The sequence below is a fragment of the Pseudomonas sp. GCEP-101 genome, assembly GCF_025133575.1.
Classification (GTDB): Bacteria; Pseudomonadota; Gammaproteobacteria; order Pseudomonadales; family Pseudomonadaceae; genus Pseudomonas; species Pseudomonas nitroreducens_B.
On record NZ_CP104011.1, the window covers coordinates 2,775,901 to 2,796,368 of the forward strand.

20 protein-coding genes are annotated in these 20,468 nt (G+C 67.6%); 9 read left to right on the forward strand and 11 right to left on the reverse strand.

Going from position 1 to position 20,468, the window contains the following annotated elements; translation table 11 throughout:
• Window positions 1-55: 55 nt before the first annotated feature.
• From N0B71_RS12720 to N0B71_RS12735, 4 genes are all read right to left on the reverse strand, one after another.
• Window positions 56-373 carry a type II toxin-antitoxin system HicB family antitoxin gene (locus N0B71_RS12720; protein ID WP_259759222.1) on the reverse strand — a complete coding sequence of 106 codons (318 nt, stop codon included), beginning with the start codon at window positions 371-373 and terminating at the stop codon, window positions 56-58.
• 28 nt (window positions 374-401) lie between these two features.
• Window positions 402-803: a Cu(I)-responsive transcriptional regulator gene (cueR, locus tag N0B71_RS12725; RefSeq protein WP_024763041.1), complete on the reverse strand. Its 402-nt coding sequence runs from the start codon at window positions 801-803 to the stop codon at window positions 402-404.
• Window positions 804-848: 45 nt separating this feature from the next.
• The gene (locus N0B71_RS12730; RefSeq protein WP_259759223.1) at window positions 849-3,251 is read right to left on the reverse strand and encodes a heavy metal translocating P-type ATPase; all 2,403 of its coding nucleotides are present in this window, start codon (window positions 3,249-3,251) and stop codon (window positions 849-851) included.
• Between the two features lie 103 nt (window positions 3,252-3,354).
• Entirely contained in the window at window positions 3,355-3,837 is a 483-nt protein-coding gene (locus N0B71_RS12735; RefSeq protein ID WP_259759224.1) for a hypothetical protein, read from the reverse strand.
• 153 nt (window positions 3,838-3,990) lie between these two features.
• Between N0B71_RS12735 and N0B71_RS12740 the strand changes: the two genes are divergently transcribed.
• Window positions 3,991-4,188, forward strand: coding sequence for a heavy-metal-associated domain-containing protein (locus tag N0B71_RS12740; protein WP_259759225.1), 198 nt, complete (start codon window positions 3,991-3,993; stop codon window positions 4,186-4,188).
• 36 nt (window positions 4,189-4,224) lie between these two features.
• Here N0B71_RS12740 and N0B71_RS12745 read toward each other — a convergent pair whose 3' ends face one another.
• Window positions 4,225-4,857, reverse strand: coding sequence for a TetR family transcriptional regulator (locus tag N0B71_RS12745; protein WP_259759226.1), 633 nt, complete (start codon window positions 4,855-4,857; stop codon window positions 4,225-4,227).
• Window positions 4,858-5,011: 154 nt separating this feature from the next.
• Between N0B71_RS12745 and N0B71_RS12750 the strand changes: the two genes are divergently transcribed.
• From N0B71_RS12750 to N0B71_RS12760, 3 genes are all read left to right on the forward strand, one after another.
• A complete protein-coding gene (locus N0B71_RS12750) occupies window positions 5,012-6,196 on the forward strand; it encodes an efflux RND transporter periplasmic adaptor subunit (protein ID WP_259759227.1) in 1,185 nt (394 codons plus the stop codon).
• Window positions 6,197-6,208: 12 nt separating this feature from the next.
• Window positions 6,209-9,361 (forward strand): efflux RND transporter permease subunit, encoded by a 3,153-nt coding sequence (locus tag N0B71_RS12755; protein ID WP_311197235.1) that lies wholly within the window; start codon window positions 6,209-6,211, stop codon window positions 9,359-9,361.
• A gap of 198 nt (window positions 9,362-9,559) precedes the next feature.
• Window positions 9,560-10,735, forward strand: a complete 1,176-nt coding sequence (locus N0B71_RS12760) for a multidrug effflux MFS transporter (protein ID WP_259759228.1) — start codon at window positions 9,560-9,562, stop codon at window positions 10,733-10,735.
• Here N0B71_RS12760 and N0B71_RS12765 read toward each other — a convergent pair whose 3' ends face one another.
• A complete protein-coding gene (locus tag N0B71_RS12765; RefSeq protein ID WP_259759229.1) occupies window positions 10,736-10,915 on the reverse strand; it encodes a hypothetical protein in 180 nt (59 codons plus the stop codon).
• A 304-nt stretch (window positions 10,916-11,219) separates the two neighbouring features.
• Between N0B71_RS12765 and N0B71_RS12770 the strand changes: the two genes are divergently transcribed.
• Together N0B71_RS12770 and N0B71_RS12775 are read left to right on the forward strand one after the other, a co-directional pair.
• On the forward strand, window positions 11,220-13,115 hold the full coding sequence (locus N0B71_RS12770) for a propionyl-CoA synthetase (RefSeq protein WP_259759230.1): 1,896 nt from the start codon (window positions 11,220-11,222) through the stop codon (window positions 13,113-13,115).
• A gap of 149 nt (window positions 13,116-13,264) precedes the next feature.
• The gene (locus N0B71_RS12775; RefSeq protein WP_259759231.1) at window positions 13,265-13,699 is read left to right on the forward strand and encodes a response regulator; all 435 of its coding nucleotides are present in this window, start codon (window positions 13,265-13,267) and stop codon (window positions 13,697-13,699) included.
• Window positions 13,700-13,802: 103 nt separating this feature from the next.
• Here the strand turns inward: N0B71_RS12775 and ypfJ are convergent, their stop codons facing one another.
• Together ypfJ and N0B71_RS12785 are read right to left on the reverse strand one after the other, a co-directional pair.
• Window positions 13,803-14,702, reverse strand: a complete 900-nt coding sequence (gene ypfJ, locus N0B71_RS12780) for a KPN_02809 family neutral zinc metallopeptidase (protein WP_259759232.1) — start codon at window positions 14,700-14,702, stop codon at window positions 13,803-13,805.
• Window positions 14,703-14,769: 67 nt separating this feature from the next.
• Window positions 14,770-15,630 (reverse strand): PhzF family phenazine biosynthesis protein, encoded by an 861-nt coding sequence (locus N0B71_RS12785; RefSeq protein ID WP_259759233.1) that lies wholly within the window; start codon window positions 15,628-15,630, stop codon window positions 14,770-14,772.
• A 172-nt stretch (window positions 15,631-15,802) separates the two neighbouring features.
• Here N0B71_RS12785 and alaC point away from each other — a divergent pair, with 172 nt between their 5' ends.
• Window positions 15,803-17,020, forward strand: a complete 1,218-nt coding sequence (gene alaC / locus N0B71_RS12790) for an alanine transaminase (protein WP_259759234.1) — start codon at window positions 15,803-15,805, stop codon at window positions 17,018-17,020.
• A gap of 156 nt (window positions 17,021-17,176) precedes the next feature.
• Here alaC and N0B71_RS12795 read toward each other — a convergent pair whose 3' ends face one another.
• Window positions 17,177-17,611: a DUF411 domain-containing protein gene (locus N0B71_RS12795; protein ID WP_259759235.1), complete on the reverse strand. Its 435-nt coding sequence runs from the start codon at window positions 17,609-17,611 to the stop codon at window positions 17,177-17,179.
• Between the two features lie 204 nt (window positions 17,612-17,815).
• Here N0B71_RS12795 and N0B71_RS12800 point away from each other — a divergent pair, with 204 nt between their 5' ends.
• Window positions 17,816-18,274 (forward strand): DUF4345 domain-containing protein, encoded by a 459-nt coding sequence (locus N0B71_RS12800; RefSeq protein ID WP_259759236.1) that lies wholly within the window; start codon window positions 17,816-17,818, stop codon window positions 18,272-18,274.
• Window positions 18,275-18,375: 101 nt separating this feature from the next.
• A complete protein-coding gene (locus tag N0B71_RS12805; RefSeq protein WP_259759237.1) occupies window positions 18,376-18,678 on the forward strand; it encodes a DUF1883 domain-containing protein in 303 nt (100 codons plus the stop codon).
• Between the two features lie 3 nt (window positions 18,679-18,681).
• Here the strand turns inward: N0B71_RS12805 and N0B71_RS12810 are convergent, their stop codons facing one another.
• The gene (locus N0B71_RS12810; RefSeq protein ID WP_259759238.1) at window positions 18,682-19,179 is read right to left on the reverse strand and encodes a DUF4136 domain-containing protein; all 498 of its coding nucleotides are present in this window, start codon (window positions 19,177-19,179) and stop codon (window positions 18,682-18,684) included.
• An 82-nt stretch (window positions 19,180-19,261) separates the two neighbouring features.
• Complete coding sequence (trmA, locus tag N0B71_RS12815; protein ID WP_259759239.1) at window positions 19,262-20,347, reverse strand: tRNA (uridine(54)-C5)-methyltransferase TrmA; 1,086 nt, start codon at window positions 20,345-20,347, stop codon at window positions 19,262-19,264.
• Window positions 20,348-20,468 lie beyond the last annotated feature (121 nt).

Consider the following 20,468-nt stretch of genomic DNA (forward strand, 5'->3'; position numbering starts at 1 on the left):
GCTCAGTGGGCAAGGCTGTTCGCGAGCAAGCTCGCTCCTACGAAGAGCTAGCGAATCAGACCGCCTCGCCGAGGCGATCCACGACCGACTGGTTGATGCTCTGGTTGCTCAGCTCGGCCTTGATCGCCACCTGCGCATGCAGTTGCGGGTCGAGGCGCAGGCTGAGCTTGCCGGAGAACGGCCGCTGCGGCTCGCGACCCAGCTTCTCGCAAGTCGCCAGGTAGTCGTCCACCGCCTCTTCGAACGCCTCGCGCAGTTCGCTGACCGACTCGCCGTGGAATCCGACCACGTCGCGGATGCCGGCGATATGGCCGATGAACAGTCCGTCATCGTCGCTGTATTCGATGCGGGCGGCGTAGCCTCGGTATTTCATGGGGGGCCAAACGCCGTGTGAACAGTCCTCAGTGGCAACACGCCCCCGACTCCAGGTCCTTCAGGATCGGGCAGTCCGGCCGGTGGTCGCCCTGGCAGTGGTCGCTCAGCTCCTGCAGGGTGTCGCGCAGGCTGCTGAGTTCGGCGATCTTGCGGTTGAGTTCGTCGATGTGCCGGGCGGCCAGGGCCTTCACGTCGGCGCTGGCGCGCTGGCGGTCCTGCCAGAGGGCGAGCAGTTGGCCGACTTCCTCCAGCGAGAAGCCGAAGTCCCGCGAGCGGCGGATGAAGGCCAGGGTGTGCAGGTCCTGCTCGCTGTAGTGGCGGTAGCCGCTGGCGCTGCGGCCGGCGGGGGCGAGCAGGCCGGTGGATTCGTAGTAGCGGATCATCTTCGCGGTCAGGCCGCTCTTTTTCGCCGCTTCGCCGATGTTCATGCCGATGACTCCTGAATGAACGCCCGCCTGGGCGGGGCGTGATGCTTACTGGTCCCGAGGCTTCCAGCGCTTGAGCAGCAGGGCGTTGCTCACCACGCTGACGCTGGAGGCGGCCATCGCCGCGCCGGCCACCATGGGGTTGAGCAGGCCGAAGGCGGCCAGCGGGATGCCCACCAGGTTGTAGATGAAGGCCCAGAACAGGTTCTGGCGGATCTTCGCGTAGGTGCGCCGGGAGATGTCCAGCGCCGCCGGAACCAGGCGCGGGTCGCCGCGCATCAGGGTGATGCCGGCGGCGTGCATGGCCACGTCGGTACCGCCGCCCATGGCAATGCCGACATCCGCGGCAGCCAGGGCCGGGGCGTCGTTGATGCCGTCGCCGACCATGGCCACGACCTTGCCTTGCTGGCGCAACGCGCCGACGACGGCGGCCTTGTCGCCGGGCAGCACTTCGGCGTGTACGTCGTCCAGGCCCAGGGCGGCGGCCACGACCTGGGCGCTGCCGCGGTTGTCGCCGGTGATCAGGTGGCTGGCGATGCCGCGCTCGCGCAGGCCGTCGATGGCGGTTTTCGCGCCGTCCTTGAGGCTGTCGCCGAAGGCGAACAGGGCGATCACGCGGGCTTGCGGTTCGCGCTCGATGAGCCAGGACAGGGTGCGGCCTTCGGCTTCCCATTGTTGAGCGGAGCCGGCCAGCGCGCCGGGTTGCAGCTGGGCTTCGTCGAGCATGCGGCGGTTGCCCAGGGCCAGCAGACGGCCATCGATGCGGCCCTGGATGCCCCGGCCGGTCAGGGCCTGGGTGGCCTCGGCGGCGGCCGGGTCCAGGTTGCGCTCGGCGCAGGCGTCGAGCACGGCGCGGGCCAGCGGGTGTTCGCTGCCGCGCTGCAGGGCGCCGGCCAGGGCGAGGGCGTCGGCCTCGTCGCCGTCCGTCGCGAGGTTGGTGATGCGCGGCTGGCCCGAGGTGAGGGTGCCGGTCTTGTCGAAGGCCACGGCGGTCACCCCGTGGGCGACTTCCAGGGCTTCGGCGTCCTTGATCAGGATGCCGTGCTTGGCCGCCACACCGGTGCCGGCCATGATCGCGGTCGGCGTGGCGAGGCCGAGGGCGCAGGGGCAGGCGATCACCAGCACCGCCACGGCGTTGATCAGCGCCTGTTCCCAGCCGGCACCGGCGAGCAGCCAGCCCACCAGCGTGACCAGGGCGATGCCGATCACCACCGGGACGAACACGTTGCTGACCTTGTCCACCAGCTTCTGGATCGGCGCCTTGGCGGCCTGGGCGTCCTCCACCAGGCGGATGATGCGCGCCAGCACGGTCTCGCTGCCCAACGCGGTGGTCTTCACGCGCAGCACGCCTTCGCCGTTGATGGCGCCGCCGGTGACCGGGTCGCCGACATCCTTGGGAACCGGCAGGCTTTCACCGGTGATCAGCGCTTCGTCGGCGTGGCTCTGCCCGGCGAGCACTTCGCCATCCACCGGGAAGCGTTCGCCGGGGCGCACCAGTACTTCGTCGCCCAGGCGCAGGGCGGCGATGGCGACGTCTTCCTCGACACCGTCGCGCACGCGGGTGGCCCGCTCGGGGCGCAGGGCTTCGAGGGCGCGGATGGCGGCGGCGGTCTGGCGCTTGGCGCGGCTTTCCAGGTATTTGCCGAGCAGGATCAGGGTGATCACCACGGCGCTGGCTTCGAAATACAGGTGTGGCATCTGCCCAGGCGCTGCGGCGTACCAGAGGTACAGGCTCAGGCCGTAACCGGCGCTGGTGCCCAGGGCGACCAGCAGGTCCATGTTGCCGCTGCGCGCGCGCACGGCCTTGTAGGCGGACACGTAGAAGCGTGCGCCAATGAGGAACTGCACGGGCGTGGCCAGGAGGAATTGCACCCAGGCCGGCAGCATCCAGTGCTGGCCGAACCAGTCGCCGACCATCGGCAGCACCAGCGGCAGCGATAGCAGGATGGCGGCGGCCAGCCACCAGCGCTCGCGCGCCAGGCGGGCCACGGCCGGGTCCACGGCGGGTTGGTCGGGTTCGATAGGGCGGGCCTGGTAGCCGGCCTTGTCGACGGCGGCGATCAGCGCGGCGGTCTCCACCGCGCCGAGCAGTTCGACGTGGGCGCGTTCGCTGGCCAGGTTGACGCTGGCCGAGCGCACCCCGGGGACCTTGCTCAAGGCGCGTTCGACGCGGCCGACGCAGCTGGCGCAGGTCATGCCTTCGATGGCCAGCTCCAGGCTGTGGGCCGGCACCTGGTAGCCGGCCTGCTCGACGGCGGCGACCAGCGCCGGCAGGGTGGCCGCGCTGGAGGGCGCGGCGAGCTGCACGCGGGCCTGTTCGCTGGCGAGGTTGACGCTGGCGTCCTGTACGCCGGGGACTTTGCGCAGGGCGCGTTCGACCCGGCCGGCGCAGCTGGCGCAGGTCATCCCGGAAACGGGCAGGTCGAGTTCGATGGGGTTGGCGCTGCTCATGGGGCGTTCTCCCTGAAGTTCCCCGCTAGCATCAACCTTGACACGAGGGTAAGGTCAACCCTCGTGTGCTGCCATCGTGTCGCAGGTCAGGCAGGCCGCGAAATCAGCTGCCGCTGGCGACCGGCATCAGGTATAGCCCGCTCTCGCTGTTGGCGATGCGGAACTTGCGCACCTCGCCGGCGTGCAACTGCACCGATTGCGCGCGCAGGGGCTGGATGCCGCTGCGGCAGAGGCCCGAGTTGGCGATCTGCAGGCGCAAAGAGACTTCGCCCGGCGGCAGGTTGAGGGCGACTTCGGCTTCCGGCTGCATCCGCGAGACCTTTTCGTCCTGCACGTACAGGTCGATATCGCAGGCCGTGCCGGTATCCAGCCGTTCGCGGCTGACGACCAACACCGCGTAGGCCACCGGCTGCGCGTCGGGTACCGGCCAGGAACCGGGCGTGCTCGGTGGCGCGGCCGGGGAGGCGGGCGAGGGGGAGGGTGGCGCCGAGGGTGCCTCGGGCATGCCGTCGGCCCAGCACGAAGGCAGGCCGGCGAAAGGCAGAAGGGCGGCGAAACTGGCGGCCAGTAATAGGGAACGGCGCATGGGCGTTCTCCGATGAGTCAGCTATTTCCGCAGCTTGGCTGAGAGGCTGACGTAGGACAAGCCCAGGACGGGTGCAACGCGAGACGCTTGACCTTGCCACGGTGTCAAGGTCGAGACTGTCGCCAACGCATCCACCACGAGAGGAGAGATCCCATGCACACCTTCACTGTCAAAGGCATGAGTTGCGGCCACTGCGTGCGGGCCATCACCCAGGCGGTCCAGGCGCTGGACGCCGCAGCGGACGTGCAGGTCGACCTGGGCAGCGGCGAAGTCCGTGTCGCCAGCCGGCTGGACGATGCCGCGATCCTGGCGGCGATTCGCGAGGAAGGCTACGAGGCCGAGGCGGCCTGAGCCTTCATTCCTTCCGGGCCGGCGCTCTGCCGGCCCTCATGCCTGGGCCGCGTGCCAGTCGCGCACCAGGCCGCGGAACACGGCATCGAACAGCGCGCGGGTTTCCTCCAGCGGGTCGAACAGGTCGGGGTCGCGCAGCCAGTCGCTGAGCAGGCCGAAGATCATCGCGTGCACCGCGCGCGACGCCACCTTGGGCGTCACGCCCGGCATCAGGCGCGACTGGCAGTCCTCGCGGCGGAACAGCTGCTCGCTCAGCTCGATGAACTGGCGGACGAACTGGTTGTGGCGTTCCTCGGCGTCGCGCAGTTCATCGGTGAACTCGCAGCGTTGCAGAAGGATGGTGAGGATGCGCCGGCGCTGTTCGTCGCGGGCGAGGTTCTCGACCACTTCCACGCTGAGCTGGAACAACGACTCGATCGGGTCATGCCCGTCGCAACCGGACAGCCGCTGCGCCAGTTGCTCGGGCGGCAGGCGGACCTGGTTGAGCATGTCGTTGAACAGATGCGCCTTGTTCTGGAAGTGCCAGTACACCGCTCCGCGGGTCACGCCGGCGGCGCGGGCGATCTCTTCCAGGCTGGTATTCGAGACGCCTTTCGCAAAGAAAAGGCCTTCAGCTGACGTAAGAATTGTCTGGCGAGTTCGTTCCGAATCTTCTTTAGTTCTTCGCATGACGCTTGCTGGTATACAGGCTAGGATCACTGGGGTGACGGGCAGTTTACTGATTTTACAACGCTAACAGTGCTTTACAGACACTGGCGTAGGTAAATGTCGCACAGTCGTCATCCCCCGCGTACGCAGTCAGTCATTTCCATGGAGAGGTTACATGCCGTTTGCCCGCCGTTTGCCCGTCGCGCTAGTTGTCGCTGGGTTGCCATTCCTGTTCGCTAGCTGGGCCCAGGCAGAGGACAAACCCGCCACGGCGGCGCCGCCTCCTCCGGCGGTCACGGTTGAAGTGGCCAAGAGTGCGCCGGTACCGCTGACCTTCGAGTATGCCGCGCGGACCGCCGGTTACCGCGAAGTGGAAGTGCGCGCCCAGGTCAGCGGCATCCTGCAGCGCCGGACCTACGAGGAAGGTCGTCCGGTGAAGGAAGGCCAGGTGCTGTTCCGCATCGATCCGCGCCCCTACCAGGCGGCGCTGGGGCAGGCCAAGGGCTCGCTGGCGCAGACCCAGGCGCGTTACCGCCAGACCGAACGCGACCTCAAACGGATCCGTGAACTGCAGGCCAAGGGCTTTGCCAGTGAAAGCGAACTGGACCGCTACACCTCCGATTTCGAGCAGGCCAAGGCGGACGTCGAGGCTGCCCGCGCCAACGTCCAGGCCAAGCAGATCGACCTCAACTACACCACCGTGACCGCGCCGATCTCCGGCATGGCGAGCAAGGAAGTGCGCTCCGAGGGCAGCCTGGTGGTGGCCAGCGACCCGAACTCCAGCCTGCTGACCAAGCTCACCCAGCTCGACCCGGTGTACGTCAACTTCGCCTACCCCGATACCCAGGCCTCGCAAATGAACGACGGGGTCAAGAGCGGCCGCTACATCCTGCCCAAGGACGGCAAGCTGACCGCCGAGCTGCGTTTCGGCGACGGCAGCAAATACCCCATCGAGGGTGTCGTCGACTTCACCGACAGCTTCGTCAACACCGGCACCGGCACCGTGAACGCCCGCGCCGTGGTGCCCAACCCGCACAACCTGCTGATTCCCGGCCAGTTCGTGCGCATCCTGATCACCGGCATCACCCAGAACAACGCCGTCACCCTGCCCGAGCGCGCCCTGGCCCAGGGGCCGCGTGGCACCTTCGTCTACGTGGTGGACAAGGACGGCTTCGCGCGCGTGCGCCAGGTGACCACCACCAAGACCGTGAACGGCCGCTGGATCATCGACGCCGGCGTGGATGACGGGGATCGGGTGATCGTCGATGGCGTGCTCAAGGTGCGCCCCGACCAGCCGGTCAAGGCCGTGGAAGGTGGCGCGCAGGAGTCTGCAGCCGACACCGCCTCTACCCAGTCCTAAGGAGCGCCCATCGTGATTTCGCGCTTCTTCATCGAACGTCCGGTGTTCGCGATGGTGATTTCCATCGTGATCCTGCTCGCGGGCCTGGTGGCCATGCGCGCGCTGCCCATTGCCCAGTACCCGGAAATCGTGCCGCCGGAAGTGTCCGTGACGGCCTCCTACCCGGGCGCCAGCTCCCAGGTCATCGCCGAAACCGTGGCCGCTCCGCTGGAGCAGGAAATCAACGGCGTGGAGGGCATGATCTACCAGCTGTCCAACTCCGACGCCAGCGGCGCCATGAGCCTGACCGTGTACTTCGAGGTCGGCACCGACCCCGACCAGGCCACCATCGACGTCAACAACAAGGTGCAGGCGGCGCTCGCCAAGCTGCCCGAGGAAGTGCGCCGGCAGGGCGTGAAGGTGGAGAAGAAATCCTCCGACATCCTCCAGGTGGTGACGCTGTTCTCGCCGGACAACTCCCGCGACCCGATCTTCATCAGCAACTACGCGCTGATCAACGTGATCGACGACCTCAAGCGGATTCCCGGCGTCGGCGACGTCAGCCAGTTCGGTTCCAAGGACTACTCCATGCGCGTCTGGCTGCGCCCGGACAAGCTGGCGCAGTACAACCTGACGCCCACCGACGTGGTCAACGCGATCCGCGAGCAGAACTCGCAGTTCGCCGCCGGCAGCTTCGGCCAGCAGCCGATGAAGGAGCCGCAGGACTTCACCTACATGGCCACGGCCCAGGGCCGCTTCACCGATCCCAAGGAGTTCGAGAACGTCATCCTGCGCAGCGATTCCACCGGCGCCAGTTTGCTGCTCAAGGACGTGGCGCGGGTCGAGCTGGGGGCGCAGGACTACTCCCTGGTGACCTCGCTCAACGGCCAGCAGAACGCCGCCTTCGGTATCTACCTGCAGCCGGGCGCCAACGCGCTGGACACCGCCCAGGCCGTTCGTGACCACATGGAGGCGCTGGCCAAGCGCTTCCCGCAGGGCATCACCTACAAGATCCCGTACGACACCACCACCTTCGTGAAGGTGTCCATCGAGGAGGTGGTGCACACCTTCGTCGAGGCGCTGATCCTGGTGATGGTGGTGGTCTTCATCTTCCTGCAGAACATCCGCGCCACGCTGATCCCGGTGCTGGCGATCCCGGTGTCGCTGGTGGGCACCTTCGCCGGCATGTACCTGATGGGCTTCTCGATCAACCTGCTGTCGCTGTTCGGCATGGTGCTGGCCATCGGCATCGTGGTGGACGACGCCATCGTGGTGCTGGAGAACGTCGAGCGGGTGATGCGCACCGAGAAGCTCAGCCCCAAGGAAGCGGCGATCAAGGCCATGGAGGAGGTGACCGGGCCGATCGTTGCCATCGTGCTGGTGCTCTGCGCCGTGTTCATCCCGGTGGGCTTCCTCGGCGGCCTGGCGGGCCAGATGTACAAGCAGTTCGCGATCACCATCGCGGTATCCGTGGTGATCTCCGGCATCGTCGCCCTGACCCTGTCGCCGGCGCTCTGCGCGCTGATCCTCAAGGCTGAGCACAAGGAGCCGGCCGCGCCATTCCGCTGGTTCAACCGCACCTTCGAACGCATCACCAACGGCTACGGCGCCGGGGTGCAGTTCTTCCTCAAGCGCGCGGCGCTGGGCCTGCTGCTGTTTGGCGGGATGATCGCGCTGCTGGTCATCCTGTTCGGCCGGGTGCCCGGCTCGCTGGTGCCCGACGAGGACCAGGGCTACGTGCTCAACGCCTACTTCCTGCCGCCAGCGGCATCGCTCAGCCGCACCGAAAAGCTCACCAGCGACGTCACCCACCAGCTGATGAAGCATCCGGCGGTGGCGGACGTTGTGACCTTCGCCGGCTTCGACATCCTCACCTTCGGCACCCGCAGCAACGCCGGGGTGTCCTTCGTCACGCTCAAGGACTGGAAGGAGCGCAACACGCCCGAGCTGGATGCACGCAACCTGACCCATGAGTTCATGAAAATGGGCGCGGGCCAGGAAGACGGCGTGGTGATGTCCTTCAACCCGCCGCCGATCACCGGCATGAGTACCACCGGCGGCTTCGAGGCCTACATCCAGGACCGCAGCGGCGGCACCTCCGAGCAACTGGAGGAGGTGACCATGAAGTTCCTCGCCGCCGCGGCCAAGCGCCCGGAACTGGCGGGGCTGAACACCACCTTCAACGCCAACGTGCCGCAGTACTACGTCGACCTCGACCGCACCAAGGCGCGCTCGCTGGGCGTGGCGATCAACGACGTGTTCACCGCCATGCAGTCCACCTTCGGCAGCTACTACGTCAACGACTTCACCCTCTATGGGCGGACCTGGCAGGTGTCCCTGGAGTCGGAGCCGGAGTTCCGCCGCAAGCCGGAAGACCTCAGCCAGGTCTTCGTGCGCTCGTCCACCGGCGACCTGGTGCCGCTGACCACCCTGGTGTCCGTCAAGCGCATCCTCGGCCCGGACTCCTACGCGCGCTTCAACGTCTTCCCGGCGGCCAAGCTGCTCGGCGGCCCGGCGCCGGGCTACAGCTCCGGCCAGGCGCTGGCGGCCATGCAGGCGGTGGCGGATGAAGTTCTGGGCGAGGAATACTCGCTGGCCTGGATCGGCTCGGCCTACCAGGAGCTGGCGACCCAGGGTTCGGGCAGCACCGCGTTCATCTTCGGCCTGATCCTGGTGTTCCTTATCCTCGCGGCCCAGTACGAGCGCTGGACCCTGCCGCTGGCGGTGGTCACCGCGGTGCCGTTTGCGGTATTCGGGGCGATCCTGGCGATCTGGCTACGCGGGCTGGATAACGACGTGTACTTCCAGGTCGGCCTGGTGACCCTGATCGGCCTGGCGGCGAAGAACGCCATCCTGATCATCGAGTTCGCCGTGCTGTGCCGCGAAGAGCAGGGCATGGGCCCGGTCGAGGCGGCGCTGGAGGCAGCCAAGCTGCGCTTCCGCCCGATCGTGATGACCTCGCTGGCCTTCATCCTGGGTTGCGTGCCGCTGGCCATCAGCACCGGCGCAGGCTCGGCAAGCCGTCACTCCATCGGCACCGGGGTGATCGGCGGGATGCTCGCTGCGACCTTGCTGGCGACCTTCCTCATCCCGATGTTCTACATGCTGGTGGAATCGGCCGCGGACAAGCTCAGCGGCCGCAAGGCCAAGGCCAAGCCCGCCCCAGAGGGCGTGCACGAGGCCTGATGCGACAACGGGCCCGGCCGGCGCGGCCGGGCCCGCTTCTCCCATTATGTGGGGAGTTGCTTAGGGAGCTTGCTAATTTTCCGGCGCTCGCCACAATGCAAGGCTTCGCGGCGCCTTCCTCGCGCGCCAATCCGTATTCCACACTGGCCTGCCCGCGGTCTGCACCGCCTGTGGTGGCCGCGTGTGACCAGGTGATCCATGAACTTCCGCATCCTGCTGATCCTCGGCTCGCTGAGCGCCTTCGGGCCGATGGCCATCGATTTCTACCTGCCCAGCTTCCCGGCGCTGGCGCTGGCCTTCGGCACCGACGTCGAGCACATCCAGCTGAGCCTGTCGGCCTACTTCGCCGGGCTGGCCATCGGCCAACTGCTCTACGGGCCGCTGGCCGACCGCATCGGCCGGCGCATCCCGCTGCTGGTGGGCGTGGGCATCTTCACCCTGGCGTCCATCGCCTGCGCCTTTGCGCCGAGCCTGGAATGGCTGATCGCCGCGCGCTTCGTCCAGGCCCTGGGCGGCTGCGCGGGCATGGTGGTCTCGCGCGCAGTGGTGCGTGACCTGTGCGACCCCATCGCCGCCGCCAAGGCCTTCTCGCAACTGATGCTGGTCATGGGCCTGGCGCCGATCCTGGCGCCGCTGGGCGGCGGGTTGCTGCTGAGCCTGTCGGGCTGGCAGTCGATCTTCTACACCCTGACGCTGTTCAGTGCGCTGGCCGGCGGCGCCATCGCGCTGTGGTTGCCCGAGACCATCCCGAGCGGCCCGCGCCCACGGCTGCGCGGCGCGCTGAAGCAGTACCGCGCGCTGTTCCGCGACCGCTCCTTCATCACCTACGCGCTGACCGGCGGGGTCGCCATCGCCGGGATGTTCTCCTACATCGCCGGCTCGCCGTTCGTCTTCATCGAACTCTATGGCGTGCCGGCGGAGCACTACGGCTGGATCTTCGGCAGCAACGCGGCGGGCTTCATCCTGATGGCGCAGGTCAACGCGCGGCTGCTGCGCTACCGCGGGCCGGGCTTCTGGCTGCGGCGAGCGGTCTGGGTGTACTTCGGTTGCGGGCTGGCGCTGCTGGCGATCACCCTGGCCAAGCCGGCGCACCTGTGGCCGTTGCTGATACCGCTGTTCGGCGCCATCGCCAGCCTGGGCTTCCTGCTGCCCAACTCCTCGGCCTGCGCCATGGCCAGCCAGGGCCGGCATGCCGGCAGCGCCTCGGCGCTGATGGGCAGCCTGCAGTTCACCGTTGCCGCCGGTGCGTCCGCGCTGGTCGGTGCCTTGCACGACGGTACGGCGCTGCCCATGGCGCTGGTCATCACTGCCTGCGGCCTGGTGGCCGCGGCGCTCGGTTGGTCGAGCGGGCAGATCACCGACCGCGCGGCCTGATCAGCCGGCGGCGCGCTGCGCCTGTTCCGGTAGCCGGTGCGGGGCCTTCAGGCGGGCTTCGAGGGTGGCGACGAAGCTGCGCGCCTCGGTCTCGCTGCGGAAGCCCACGGCCTGCTGGTCGAGGCAGACTTCCCACGGCTGGTCTTTGCTCAGACGGGACGGACGGACGAGGATGTTCATGGTGCTCACCCCTGCGCGGTCAGGTTAAAAGGGACCTTCAGTGTAGTCCTGTCCCGTGTCGGTAGAAGGTGCGACCCGTGGTCGCCGACATGCGGTGGCCCGCCCGCCGTTCCTGGACGCCATGCCCGTCCCAGAGGGCTCGCACCGCAACGGCGGCGTCTGCCCGAAAAATCCTGCAAAGCAATCGCCCTGTTGGCGCTGGCAACAGCGACGACAGGACTACGACCAAAGGTTGATGGTGGGGTGGCAATCCCCGTCCATACTCGTTGTTCGACCTCGATAACAACAATAAGAGGCAGTGACGATGAGTTACCGGCAGTCCCATGACCGCTCCATCGCGGAGCCTTCCGCCTTCTGGGCCGAGCAGGCCGCCCGCGTGGCCTGGTACCGCGCCCCGCAGGAGATCCTGCAAGCCTTGCCCGATGGCAGCCATCGCTGGTTCGCCGACGGCCGCCTGAACACCTGCTACCTCGCCCTCGACCGGCAAATCGAGCTGGGCCGCGGCCACCAGACCGCGCTGATCTACGACTCCCCCGTGACCAACACCCAGCAGCGCTTCAGCTACCTGCAGCTGCGCGACGACGTGGCACGCCTGGCCGGCGCCCTGCGCGCGCTGGGCGTGGAGAAGGGCGACGGGGTGATCATCTACATGCCGATGGTGCCCCAGGCGGCCATGGCCATGCTGGCCTGCGCGCGGCTCGGCGCCGTCCACTCGGTGGTCTTCGGCGGCTTCGCGCCCCATGAGCTGGCGCTGCGCATCGACGATGCCAGGCCCAAGCTGGTGCTCACCGCGTCCTGCGGCCTGGAGTTCGAGCGGGTAATCGAATACAAGCCGCTGGTGGACAAGGCCCTGGAACTGGCCACGCACCAGCCGGCCCATGTACTGGTGCTGCAACGCCCGCAGGCGATGGCGGAGCTTACGGCCGGCCGCGACCTGGACTGGCGCGAGACCCTGGCCCACGCGCAACCGGCCGACCCGGTTGACGTCGCCAGCGGCGACCCGCTGTACATCATGTACACCTCCGGCACCACCGGCAAACCCAAGGGCATCGTGCGCGACAACGGCGGCCACGCGGTGGCGCTGAGCTACGCGCTGCCGACCATCTTCGGCCTGCAGCCGGGGGACGTCTGGTGGGGGGTATCCGACGTCGGCTGGGTGGTCGGTCATTCGCTGATCGTCTACGGGCCGTTGATGCACGGTTGCACCACGGTGTTCTACGAGGGCAAGCCGGTGCGCACGCCCGATGCCGGCAGCTACTGGCGGGTGATCGAGGAGCACCAGGTCAACAGCCTGTTCTGCGCGCCCACGGCGATCCGGGCGATCCGCAAGGAGGACCCGCAGGGCGAATTACTCGAACGCTACGACCTGAGCTCGCTGCGCCACCTGTTCCTGGCCGGCGAGAAGCTCGACAGCAGCACCCAGCACTGGCTGGAGGAGCACACCGGCAAGCCGGTGCACGACCACTGGTGGCAGACCGAGACCGGCTGGCCGGTGACCGCGCCCTGCACCGGCCTGGGCGACCACGACCTGCGCGCCGGCTCCACCAACCGCGCCGTGCCCGGCTACCACGTGCAGGTGGTGGACGACGAAGGGCGGCTGCTGGGGCCCAACGAGCAAGGCTCCATCGTCATCGCCCTGCCGCTGCCGCCGGGCTGTGCGCAGACGCTGTGGAACGATCACCCGCGCTACCTGCAGGCCTACCTCAAGGCCTTCCCCGGCTACTACCACACCGGCGACGGCGGCTACGTGGACGAGGAGGGTTTCGTCTACATCATGGGCCGCACCGACGACGTGATTAACGTCTCCGGCCATCGCCTGTCCACCGGCGAGATGGAGGAACTGCTGGCGCTGCACGAGGCCGTTGCCGAGTGCGCGGTGATTGCCGTGCAGGACGACCTCAAGGGCCATGTGCCGCTGGGGCTGGTAGTGCTCAAGGACGGCGCGCAGATCAGCGAGGCCAACCTGCAGCGCGACCTGGTCGCCCTGGTGCGCGAGCGCATCGGCGCGCTGGCCTGTTTCCAGCGCACGGTGGTGGTCAAGCGCCTGCCCAAGACCCGCTCGGGCAAGATCCTGCGTGCCGTGCTGCGCAAGATCGCCGACGGCGAACCGTACGCGCCGCCGTCCACCATCGACGACCCGGCCATTCTCGGCGAGATCGCCGAGCGCCTTGGCCAGGCCGGCCTGGCCAAGGCTGGCTGACATCCCACGACGCCGGCCCCGCCGGCGTATTTCCAGGGCCGCACGCGTTGCGGCCCTTTTTTTGCGCAGCGCGCGCGGAGGCGGGGGGACTAAAGGCTCATTGCCATCTAGACTGCTGGCATCGGGCCTCTATCTGCGGTGTGGCATCCATGATCAGTCCTGTCGTCCTCGATGAGGAGGAGCTCGAAGCGTTGCGCGAAGTCACCGCGCAGGCGCCGCACAAGCCTTTGGTGCTGGTGGTCGACGATGACCGCGACGTGCTGGCCGAGATGCGCGAGCTGATCGAGGGCGCGAACTTCCGCTGCCTGACTGCCGGCAGCGCCGCCGAAGCGCTGCGGCGCATCCGCCGCGACGAATCCGATATCGACCTGCTGGTGACCGACCTGCGCATGGAACACGAAGGGGCGGGGTTGGAATTGATCCGCGAGCTGAACGAGGTCGGAACCTTCCTGCCGATCATCGTCCTCTCCGGCCAGGCGAACGCCCGCGACGTGATCGAGGCGATGCGCCTGAACGTGCTGGATTTCATGGTCAAGCCGCTGGACCCGGGGTATTTCCTCGATCTGCTAAGGCGTCACCTGTAGCCCTTGCGCCCAGCGCTTTGCGAGCAAGCTCGCTCCTACGAAAAGCACTCCAGCGCTGGGTGGGGCTGTAGGAGCGAGCTTGCTCGCGAACCGGGTCGAAACATCAAAGCGTCTGCGCCTTGAAGGTGTCGCACTTGCCCGGCGCGCCGCTCTCGAAGCCGATCTTGAACCAGCGCACGCGCTGTGCGGATGAGCCGTGAGTGAAGGAATCCGGCATCACCGTGCCGCGCGCCTGGCGCTGCAGGTGGTCATCGCCGATGGCGTTGGCGGCGTTCAGCGCCTCTTCCACATCGCCAGGTTCCAGCCAGTTCAGGCGCTGCTGGGCGCGGTTGGCCCAGACGCCGGCGAAGCAGTCGGCCTGCAGCTCCTGGCGCACCGACAGGCCGTTGGCGCCTTCCATGCGCGCGCCGCGCTGGCGGGCGGCGTTGATCTTGGCCGAAATGCCCAGCAGGTTCTGCACGTGGTGGCCGACTTCGTGGGCGATCACGTAGGCCTGGGCGAAGTCGCCGGCGGCGGAGAACTTCTGCTCCATTTCGCGGAAGAAACCGAGGTCGAGGTACACCCGGTGGTCGCCCGGGCAATAGAACGGCCCGACCGCCGACGAGGCGAAGCCGCATGCCGAGTTCACCCCGCCGTTGAACAGGATCAGCTTGGGCTGCTCGTACTGCTGGTTGCTGCGGGCGAAGATCTCGCCCCAGGTGTCCTCGGTGTCGCCGAGGATCGAGCGGACGAAGTCCACCTGCGGATCGTTGCCGCTGGCCGGCTTGCCCTGGGGCGGGCGGGCCGGCGCCTGCTGCTGGGAGACGTCCATCTGGCCGAGCAGGGAGCCGAGGATGGTCATCGGGTCCTGCCCGGAGAGCAGGCCGATCACCACCACGATGGCCACGCCGCCCAGGCTGAGGCCGCGGCCGCCAATGCGCATACCGCCGCCGCCCATGCCGCCGCCGTCGTCATCGCGGGCATCCACTACGTTGTCGCTGCGTCGTCCTTTGCGCCATTGCATGGCGGCATCTCCATCGAACAGGTGGGTTCAGTGTCGTCGTGGGCAGGGCTGGCCGCCAGCCCGGTCGTCAGGCGAATCGGTGCAGCAGCTCGGCGCGGGCAAGCAGTTGCACGTCGCCGCCGACGCGGACCTCGTCATCCTGGCCGACCTGCACGTCGAGCCGGCTGGGGCGGCCGACGAAGCGGCCCTGGGCCAGGTGGAACAGCTCGCCGCGGCGCGCCTTGCCCAGCTCCACCAGGTAGGCGGCGACGGGGCCGGCGGCGCTGCCGGTGGCGACGTCCTCGATGATCCCCGCGGCGTCCCAGGTACGGCCTTCGCGATTATCCACATCCAGCACGAAAACGAACGCGGCGTTGAGCTTTGCCAGCTCTGCCGTCAGATCCGTGCGCTGGCGCACGCGCCCCAGGGCCTCGCTGCGCACCGGCAGCAGCAGATAGGGCAGGCCGGTGCTGACGATGGCGGCGGGGTAGTCGGCGAGGTCGGCGGCCGTCAGCGAGAAGGCCTCGGCGAACCACCGGCGCGTGGCCTCATCGAGCACGCTGCCGAAGTCGGCGCTGCCCTGGTTCATCTCGGCGTGGAAGCCCGCGCCGCGTCGGCGCGTGATGACCTTCACCGCCTTGGCCGGCAGTTCCAGCGTCCAGAGTTCCTCCTCGCCGCGCTGGTGCAGGTGGTGCAGCAGCGCGGCGGCGCCCAGCACCGGGTGGCCGGCGAAGGGCAGCTCCTCGTCGAGGGTGAAGATGCGCGCGGAGTAGGTGTCCAGCGACGCGGACGGAAACAGGAAGATCGACTCGAACTGGCGCAGCTCCTGGGTCAGCGCCTGCAGCGTCTGGGCGGGGATGCCGCGGGCGTCGGGAAACACCGCCAGGCCATTGCCGGTGAGTGGTTGGTCGGCGAAGACGTCGACTTGCCAATAGTGTTGCGGGGACATGGGCCTCCAGATGCCGCCCTTGAGCGGTGCAAAGAAAAACTCGACAGCCAGCCTAGCGAGCTATATGTTCGCCGACAAGAAAGCGCAGGTCACAGCGCCACGCTTTCCAGGCCACCGCAGTGGCCGGCGTCGCTCGGACGGTTCCGGGCGCCTACGTTAACCAGAGGACACCATGACTGAACCCCGTTCAGCTCGTCGCTTTGCGCGCATCGATCGCCTACCCCCCTACGTTTTCAACATCACCGCCGACCTGAAGATGGCCGCCCGCCGCCGTGGCGAGGACATCATCGACCTGTCCATGGGCAACCCGGACGGGGCCACGCCGCCGCACATCGTCGAGAAGCTCTGCCAGGTCGCCCAGCGCGAAGACACCCACGGCTACTCCACGTCCCGTGGTATTCCGCGCCTGCGCCGGGCCATCTCGCACTGGTACCGCGACCGTTATCAGGTGGAGATCGACCCGGAATCCGAGGCCATCGTCACCATCGGTTCCAAGGAAGGCCTGGCGCACCTGATGCTGGCGACCCTGGACCACGGCGACACCATCCTGGTGCCCAACCCCAGCTACCCGATCCACATCTACGGCGCGGTGATCGCCGGCGCCCAGGTGCGCTCGGTGCCCCTGGTGCCGGGGATCGACTTCTTCAACGAGCTGGAGCGGGCCATCCGCGAATCGATTCCCAAGCCAAAGATGATGATCCTGGGCTTCCCCTCCAACCCCACGGCGCAGTGCGTGGAGCTGGACTTCTTCGAGCGCGTGGTCGACCTGGCCAAGCGCTACGACGTGCTGGTGGTGCACGACCTGGCCTACGCGGACATCACCTTCGACAGCTGGAAAGCGCCGTCGATCATGCAGGTGCCGGGCGCCAAGGACATCGCGGTGGAGTTCTTCACCCTGTCCAAGAGCTACAACATGGCCGGCTGGCGCATCGGCTTCATGGTCGGCAACCCGGAGCTGGTCTCGGCCCTGGCGCGGATCAAGAGCTACCACGACTACGGCACCTTCACCCCGCTGCAGGTGGCGGCGATTGCGGCGCTCGAAGGCGACCAGCAGTGCGTGCGCGACATCGCCGAGCAGTACCAGAAGCGCCGCGACGTGTTGGTCAAGGGCCTGCACGAGGCCGGCTGGATGGTGGAGAACCCCAAGGCCTCGATGTACATCTGGGCGAAGATTCCGCCTGCCTACGCCCATCTCGGGTCGCTGGAGTTCGCCAAGAAGCTGCTCAAGGATGCCAAGGTCTCGGTGTCGCCGGGCATCGGCTTTGGCGACTATGGCGATGACCACGTGCGCTTCGCCCTGATCGAGAACCGCGACCGCCTGCGCCAGGCGGTGCGCGGGATCAAGGCGATGTTCCGCGCCGACGGCCTGTTGCCGGCCAAGGCCGAGTAACACCGCGTCGATAACGAAAAGGGCGGCCCACTGGCCGCCCTTTTCATTGGGCACGTTGCTCTTTCCGTAGGAGCGAGCTTGCTCGCGAACCTCTGATGGAGATGGCTCGTTCGCGAGCAATAACCAGGCGTTCCCTCGCTCCTACGAAAAGCCGCGTCAGTGAGCAGGGTAGTCCGCGATGACCTCGCGCTGGCCGGCCTTGTTCAGGCCGACCACCTGGTAGGCGTCGTGCCGGTCGCCCATTTCCATGCCCGGCGAGCCCACCGGCATGCCGGGTACGGCGGCGCCGACCAGGTCGGCGCGCTCGCGCAGCTTGAGCACGTCGGCCGCCGGCACGTGGCCTTCGACGAACTTGCCGTCGATGACCCCGGTATGGCACGAGCCCATGCTGTAAGGCACGCCGAGTTTGGTCTTCACTGCACTCATGTCCGCCTCGACGTGGTCGTTGACGGTGAAGCCGTTGCTTTCCAGGTGCTTGATCCAGTCCTTGCAGCAGCTGCAGTTGGCATCGCGGTGCACGTCGATGGTCAGCGGCTCGGCGGCCTGGGCGGCGCCGGCGACAAGGGCGGTGAGCAGAAGCAGGGTGCGCATGGTCGGGAACCTTGGAAATGTGGACGCGCCCGAGGATACTCCCGCGACGGTGGCGGCCCCACCCGCGGTTTGTTTCCCCATATGACGCGCAGCCCCGAACTTGCCGCGCCATACGGGGTCTGTAGCTGATCGGTGGTGCGTCCGCGACTGTCGGTCGCAGGGGCGGACGCTCGGCAATGGCTGCATGGCCAAGGAGAAAATCGGATGCTCTTCGCCCGTCTCGTCCTGCTGGTCCAGGCCCTGGTCTGGGGTGGCCTGGGATTGCTCTACTGGATTCGCCCCTATGAGATGGCCAACCTCAGCGGCATGTTGCTGATGGAGCCGTCGTCGGTGAGCGACGCACGCGTCTTCTACGGCGGCCACCAGTTCGCCCTCGCGCTGTTCCTGGTCTTCGCCTTGCGCCGTCGCCTGCTGGTGCGCCCGGCGTTGATCCTGGTGATCCTCGTGCAACTGACCCTGACCCTGTCGCGCCTGCTGATCGCCTGGACCGAGGGCGGCATGGAGTGGGACGCGCAACTGGCCGGCGTGGTCTACCGCGGGGCGATCTCGGCCCTGGCGATCTTCGCCCTGTACTGGCTGGAGCGGCAGTCACGCCACCGACACATCGTGGTGCGCGAAGAGGACGAGCCGGAGGAGCGCAAGGCGGACTTCGAAGGGCTGTGAGCGTCGGATAAACGGCGGCCCGCGCGGTCAGCGCCGCTGCCGGGCCAGCCCCGCGCCGTGCTATCGTATTGATTTAGCGGTAGAAGCCAGGCGGAGCCAGCATGAAGTTCGTACATCAACGGGAACACCTCAACGAAGGCGACCTGGTCGTCATCGAGTGTTCCATGACCTGCAACATCCGCCTGATGACCGATGCGAACTTCCGCAGCTTCAAGAATGGCGGCCGCCATGCCTACCACGGCGGCGCCTTCGACCGCTTCCCGGCGAAGATCAAGGTGCCCAGCACCGGCAACTGGAACATCACCATCGACACCGTCACCCGTCGCGCCATCAGCGTGACGCGCAAGGCCGACTTCAAATACAGCATCAAGTTCGTGCGCAAGTCGCCGTCGAACTACAGCTGATCCTCACTGCCCCGCATGCGCGGGGAAATCCTTCAGCAGGCGGGCGATGCCGTCGTCCACGGCCTGCTGGGTGATTGTCGGATCGTGCAGCTGGCGCGCCACCTGCGCCTGGTAGAGCACCGCGCCGCTCGCCTCGTCGAGAATCTGGAGCGCCAGGCGCGCCTGTTCCTGGTCGGTGATCTGCGTCTGGGTCATCACTCCGGCGCCGGTCACCACCGGCCGCTGGACGATGCCGGTCTGGCTGTCCAGGCCAACCGCGTAGATCACCCGCAGCTCCCCTGAACGTTCCTGGTAGCGGTAGCCCTTGGCTTCCAGCGCGCGGCGCACGGCGAGATCGAAGCGATCTTCCAGGTCCTCGCGGTGGCCAGGGGCGCGCACGGCCTGGATGAAGAAGGTGCTTTGCCGGCCGTTGGCGGCGGGCGACACGCTGATGTTGGCGGGATCGCTGCCGGCGCAGGCGGCCAGCAGCAGGCAGAACAGGGGAAGGATCAGGCGGGACATGGACGTGCCTCTTGTCATTGTCCCGCAAGCGTAGCCGCCCTGTGGCCGCAGGTTGCCCAACCCTTGGTTGGGCACGCGTCGGTCAGCGGCGGGTCAGCAGTACGCCGGCTTCCATGTGGTGCGTGTAGGGGAACTGGTCGAACAGTGCGCAGCGGCTCACCTGGTGGGTGTCGTGCAGCTGGGCGATGTTCTGCGCCAGGGTCTCCGGATTGCAGGAGATGTACAGGATGTTGTCGAAGCGCCGGGTCAGCTCGCAGGTGTCCGGGTCCATGCCGGCGCGCGGCGGGTCGACGAACACGCTGCCGAAGGCGTAGGACTTCAGGTCGACGTCGGCCAGGCGGCGGAACGGCCGCACGTCGTTCAACGCCTGGGTCAGCTCCTCGGCGGAGAGACGCACCAGGGTGACGTTGTCCACGGCGTTGTCGGCGAGGTTCGCCAGGGCGGCGTTCACCGACGTCTTGCTGATCTCCGTGGCCAGCACCTTGCGCACGCGGGTGGCCAGCGGCAGGGTGAAGTTGCCGTTGCCGCAGTACAGCTCCAGCAGGTCGTCCTCGCGCTGGCCCAGGGCTTCGTACGCCCAGCTGAGCATCTTCTGGCAGACCTCGCCGTTGGGCTGGGTGAAAGCGCCCTCCGGCTGACGGTAGCGGAAGGTGCGGCCGGCGACGGTCAGTTCCTCGCTCACGTAATCACGACCGACGACCAGGCGCTTGCCGCGGGAGCGGCCGACGATGCTGACGCCCAGCTCGGCGGCCAGCTTCTCGGCGGCGGCCTGCCAGGCAGCATCGACCGGGCGGTGGTAGCACAGGGTGATCAGCGCGTCGCCCGCCAGGGTGGTGAGGAACTCCACCTGGAACAGCTTGTGGCCCAGCGTCGGCTCGGCCCAGGCAGCCTTCAGGCGCGGCATCAGTTCGTTGATGCGCCGGCTGGCGATGGGGAACTCCTCGATCAGGATCGGCGTGTGCTTGTCGCCCTGCTCGAACATCGCGTAATGGCGTGCCTCGCCCTCGCGCCACAGGCGGAATTCGGCGCGCAGGCGGTAATGCTCGCGGGGCGAATCGAACACCGCAGGCTCCGGCGCGGCGAAGGGCGCCAGCAGCTCGCGCAGACGCGCGGCCTTCTCGGCCAGTTGGCTGTCGTACAGGGAGGGATCGAAACGCGGACTGCTCATGGGGCGGGTAACTCGTGTGGAGGCGGCGGCATTTGATGGGTATCGCTTCGCTCCACACCATCCTACATCAGTGTCACCTGTAGGATGGGTGGAGCGCAGCGATACCCATGCCGGGAGAATC

Bases quoted from the DNA above. Each gene is read 5' to 3' on its own strand.
- N0B71_RS12720 (WP_259759222.1), bottom strand. From the start codon at position 373: ATGAAATACCGAGGCTACGCCGCCCGCATCGAATACAGCGACGATGAC.
- cueR (WP_024763041.1), bottom strand. From the start codon at position 803: ATGAACATCGGCGAAGCGGCGAAAAAGAGCGGCCTGACCGCGAAGATG.
- N0B71_RS12730 (WP_259759223.1), bottom strand. From the start codon at position 3,251: ATGAGCAGCGCCAACCCCATCGAACTCGACCTGCCCGTTTCCGGGATG.
- N0B71_RS12735 (WP_259759224.1), bottom strand. From the start codon at position 3,837: ATGCGCCGTTCCCTATTACTGGCCGCCAGTTTCGCCGCCCTTCTGCCT.
- N0B71_RS12740 (WP_259759225.1), top strand. From the start codon at position 3,991: ATGCACACCTTCACTGTCAAAGGCATGAGTTGCGGCCACTGCGTGCGG.
- N0B71_RS12745 (WP_259759226.1), bottom strand. From the start codon at position 4,857: ATGCGAAGAACTAAAGAAGATTCGGAACGAACTCGCCAGACAATTCTT.
- N0B71_RS12750 (WP_259759227.1), top strand. From the start codon at position 5,012: ATGCCGTTTGCCCGCCGTTTGCCCGTCGCGCTAGTTGTCGCTGGGTTG.
- N0B71_RS12760 (WP_259759228.1), top strand. From the start codon at position 9,560: ATGAACTTCCGCATCCTGCTGATCCTCGGCTCGCTGAGCGCCTTCGGG.
- N0B71_RS12765 (WP_259759229.1), bottom strand. From the start codon at position 10,915: ATGAACATCCTCGTCCGTCCGTCCCGTCTGAGCAAAGACCAGCCGTGG.
- N0B71_RS12770 (WP_259759230.1), top strand. From the start codon at position 11,220: ATGAGTTACCGGCAGTCCCATGACCGCTCCATCGCGGAGCCTTCCGCC.
- N0B71_RS12775 (WP_259759231.1), top strand. From the start codon at position 13,265: ATGATCAGTCCTGTCGTCCTCGATGAGGAGGAGCTCGAAGCGTTGCGC.
- ypfJ (WP_259759232.1), bottom strand. From the start codon at position 14,702: ATGCAATGGCGCAAAGGACGACGCAGCGACAACGTAGTGGATGCCCGC.
- N0B71_RS12785 (WP_259759233.1), bottom strand. From the start codon at position 15,630: ATGTCCCCGCAACACTATTGGCAAGTCGACGTCTTCGCCGACCAACCA.
- alaC (WP_259759234.1), top strand. From the start codon at position 15,803: ATGACTGAACCCCGTTCAGCTCGTCGCTTTGCGCGCATCGATCGCCTA.
- N0B71_RS12795 (WP_259759235.1), bottom strand. From the start codon at position 17,611: ATGCGCACCCTGCTTCTGCTCACCGCCCTTGTCGCCGGCGCCGCCCAG.
- N0B71_RS12800 (WP_259759236.1), top strand. From the start codon at position 17,816: ATGCTCTTCGCCCGTCTCGTCCTGCTGGTCCAGGCCCTGGTCTGGGGT.
- N0B71_RS12805 (WP_259759237.1), top strand. From the start codon at position 18,376: ATGAAGTTCGTACATCAACGGGAACACCTCAACGAAGGCGACCTGGTC.
- N0B71_RS12810 (WP_259759238.1), bottom strand. From the start codon at position 19,179: ATGTCCCGCCTGATCCTTCCCCTGTTCTGCCTGCTGCTGGCCGCCTGC.
- trmA (WP_259759239.1), bottom strand. From the start codon at position 20,347: ATGAGCAGTCCGCGTTTCGATCCCTCCCTGTACGACAGCCAACTGGCC.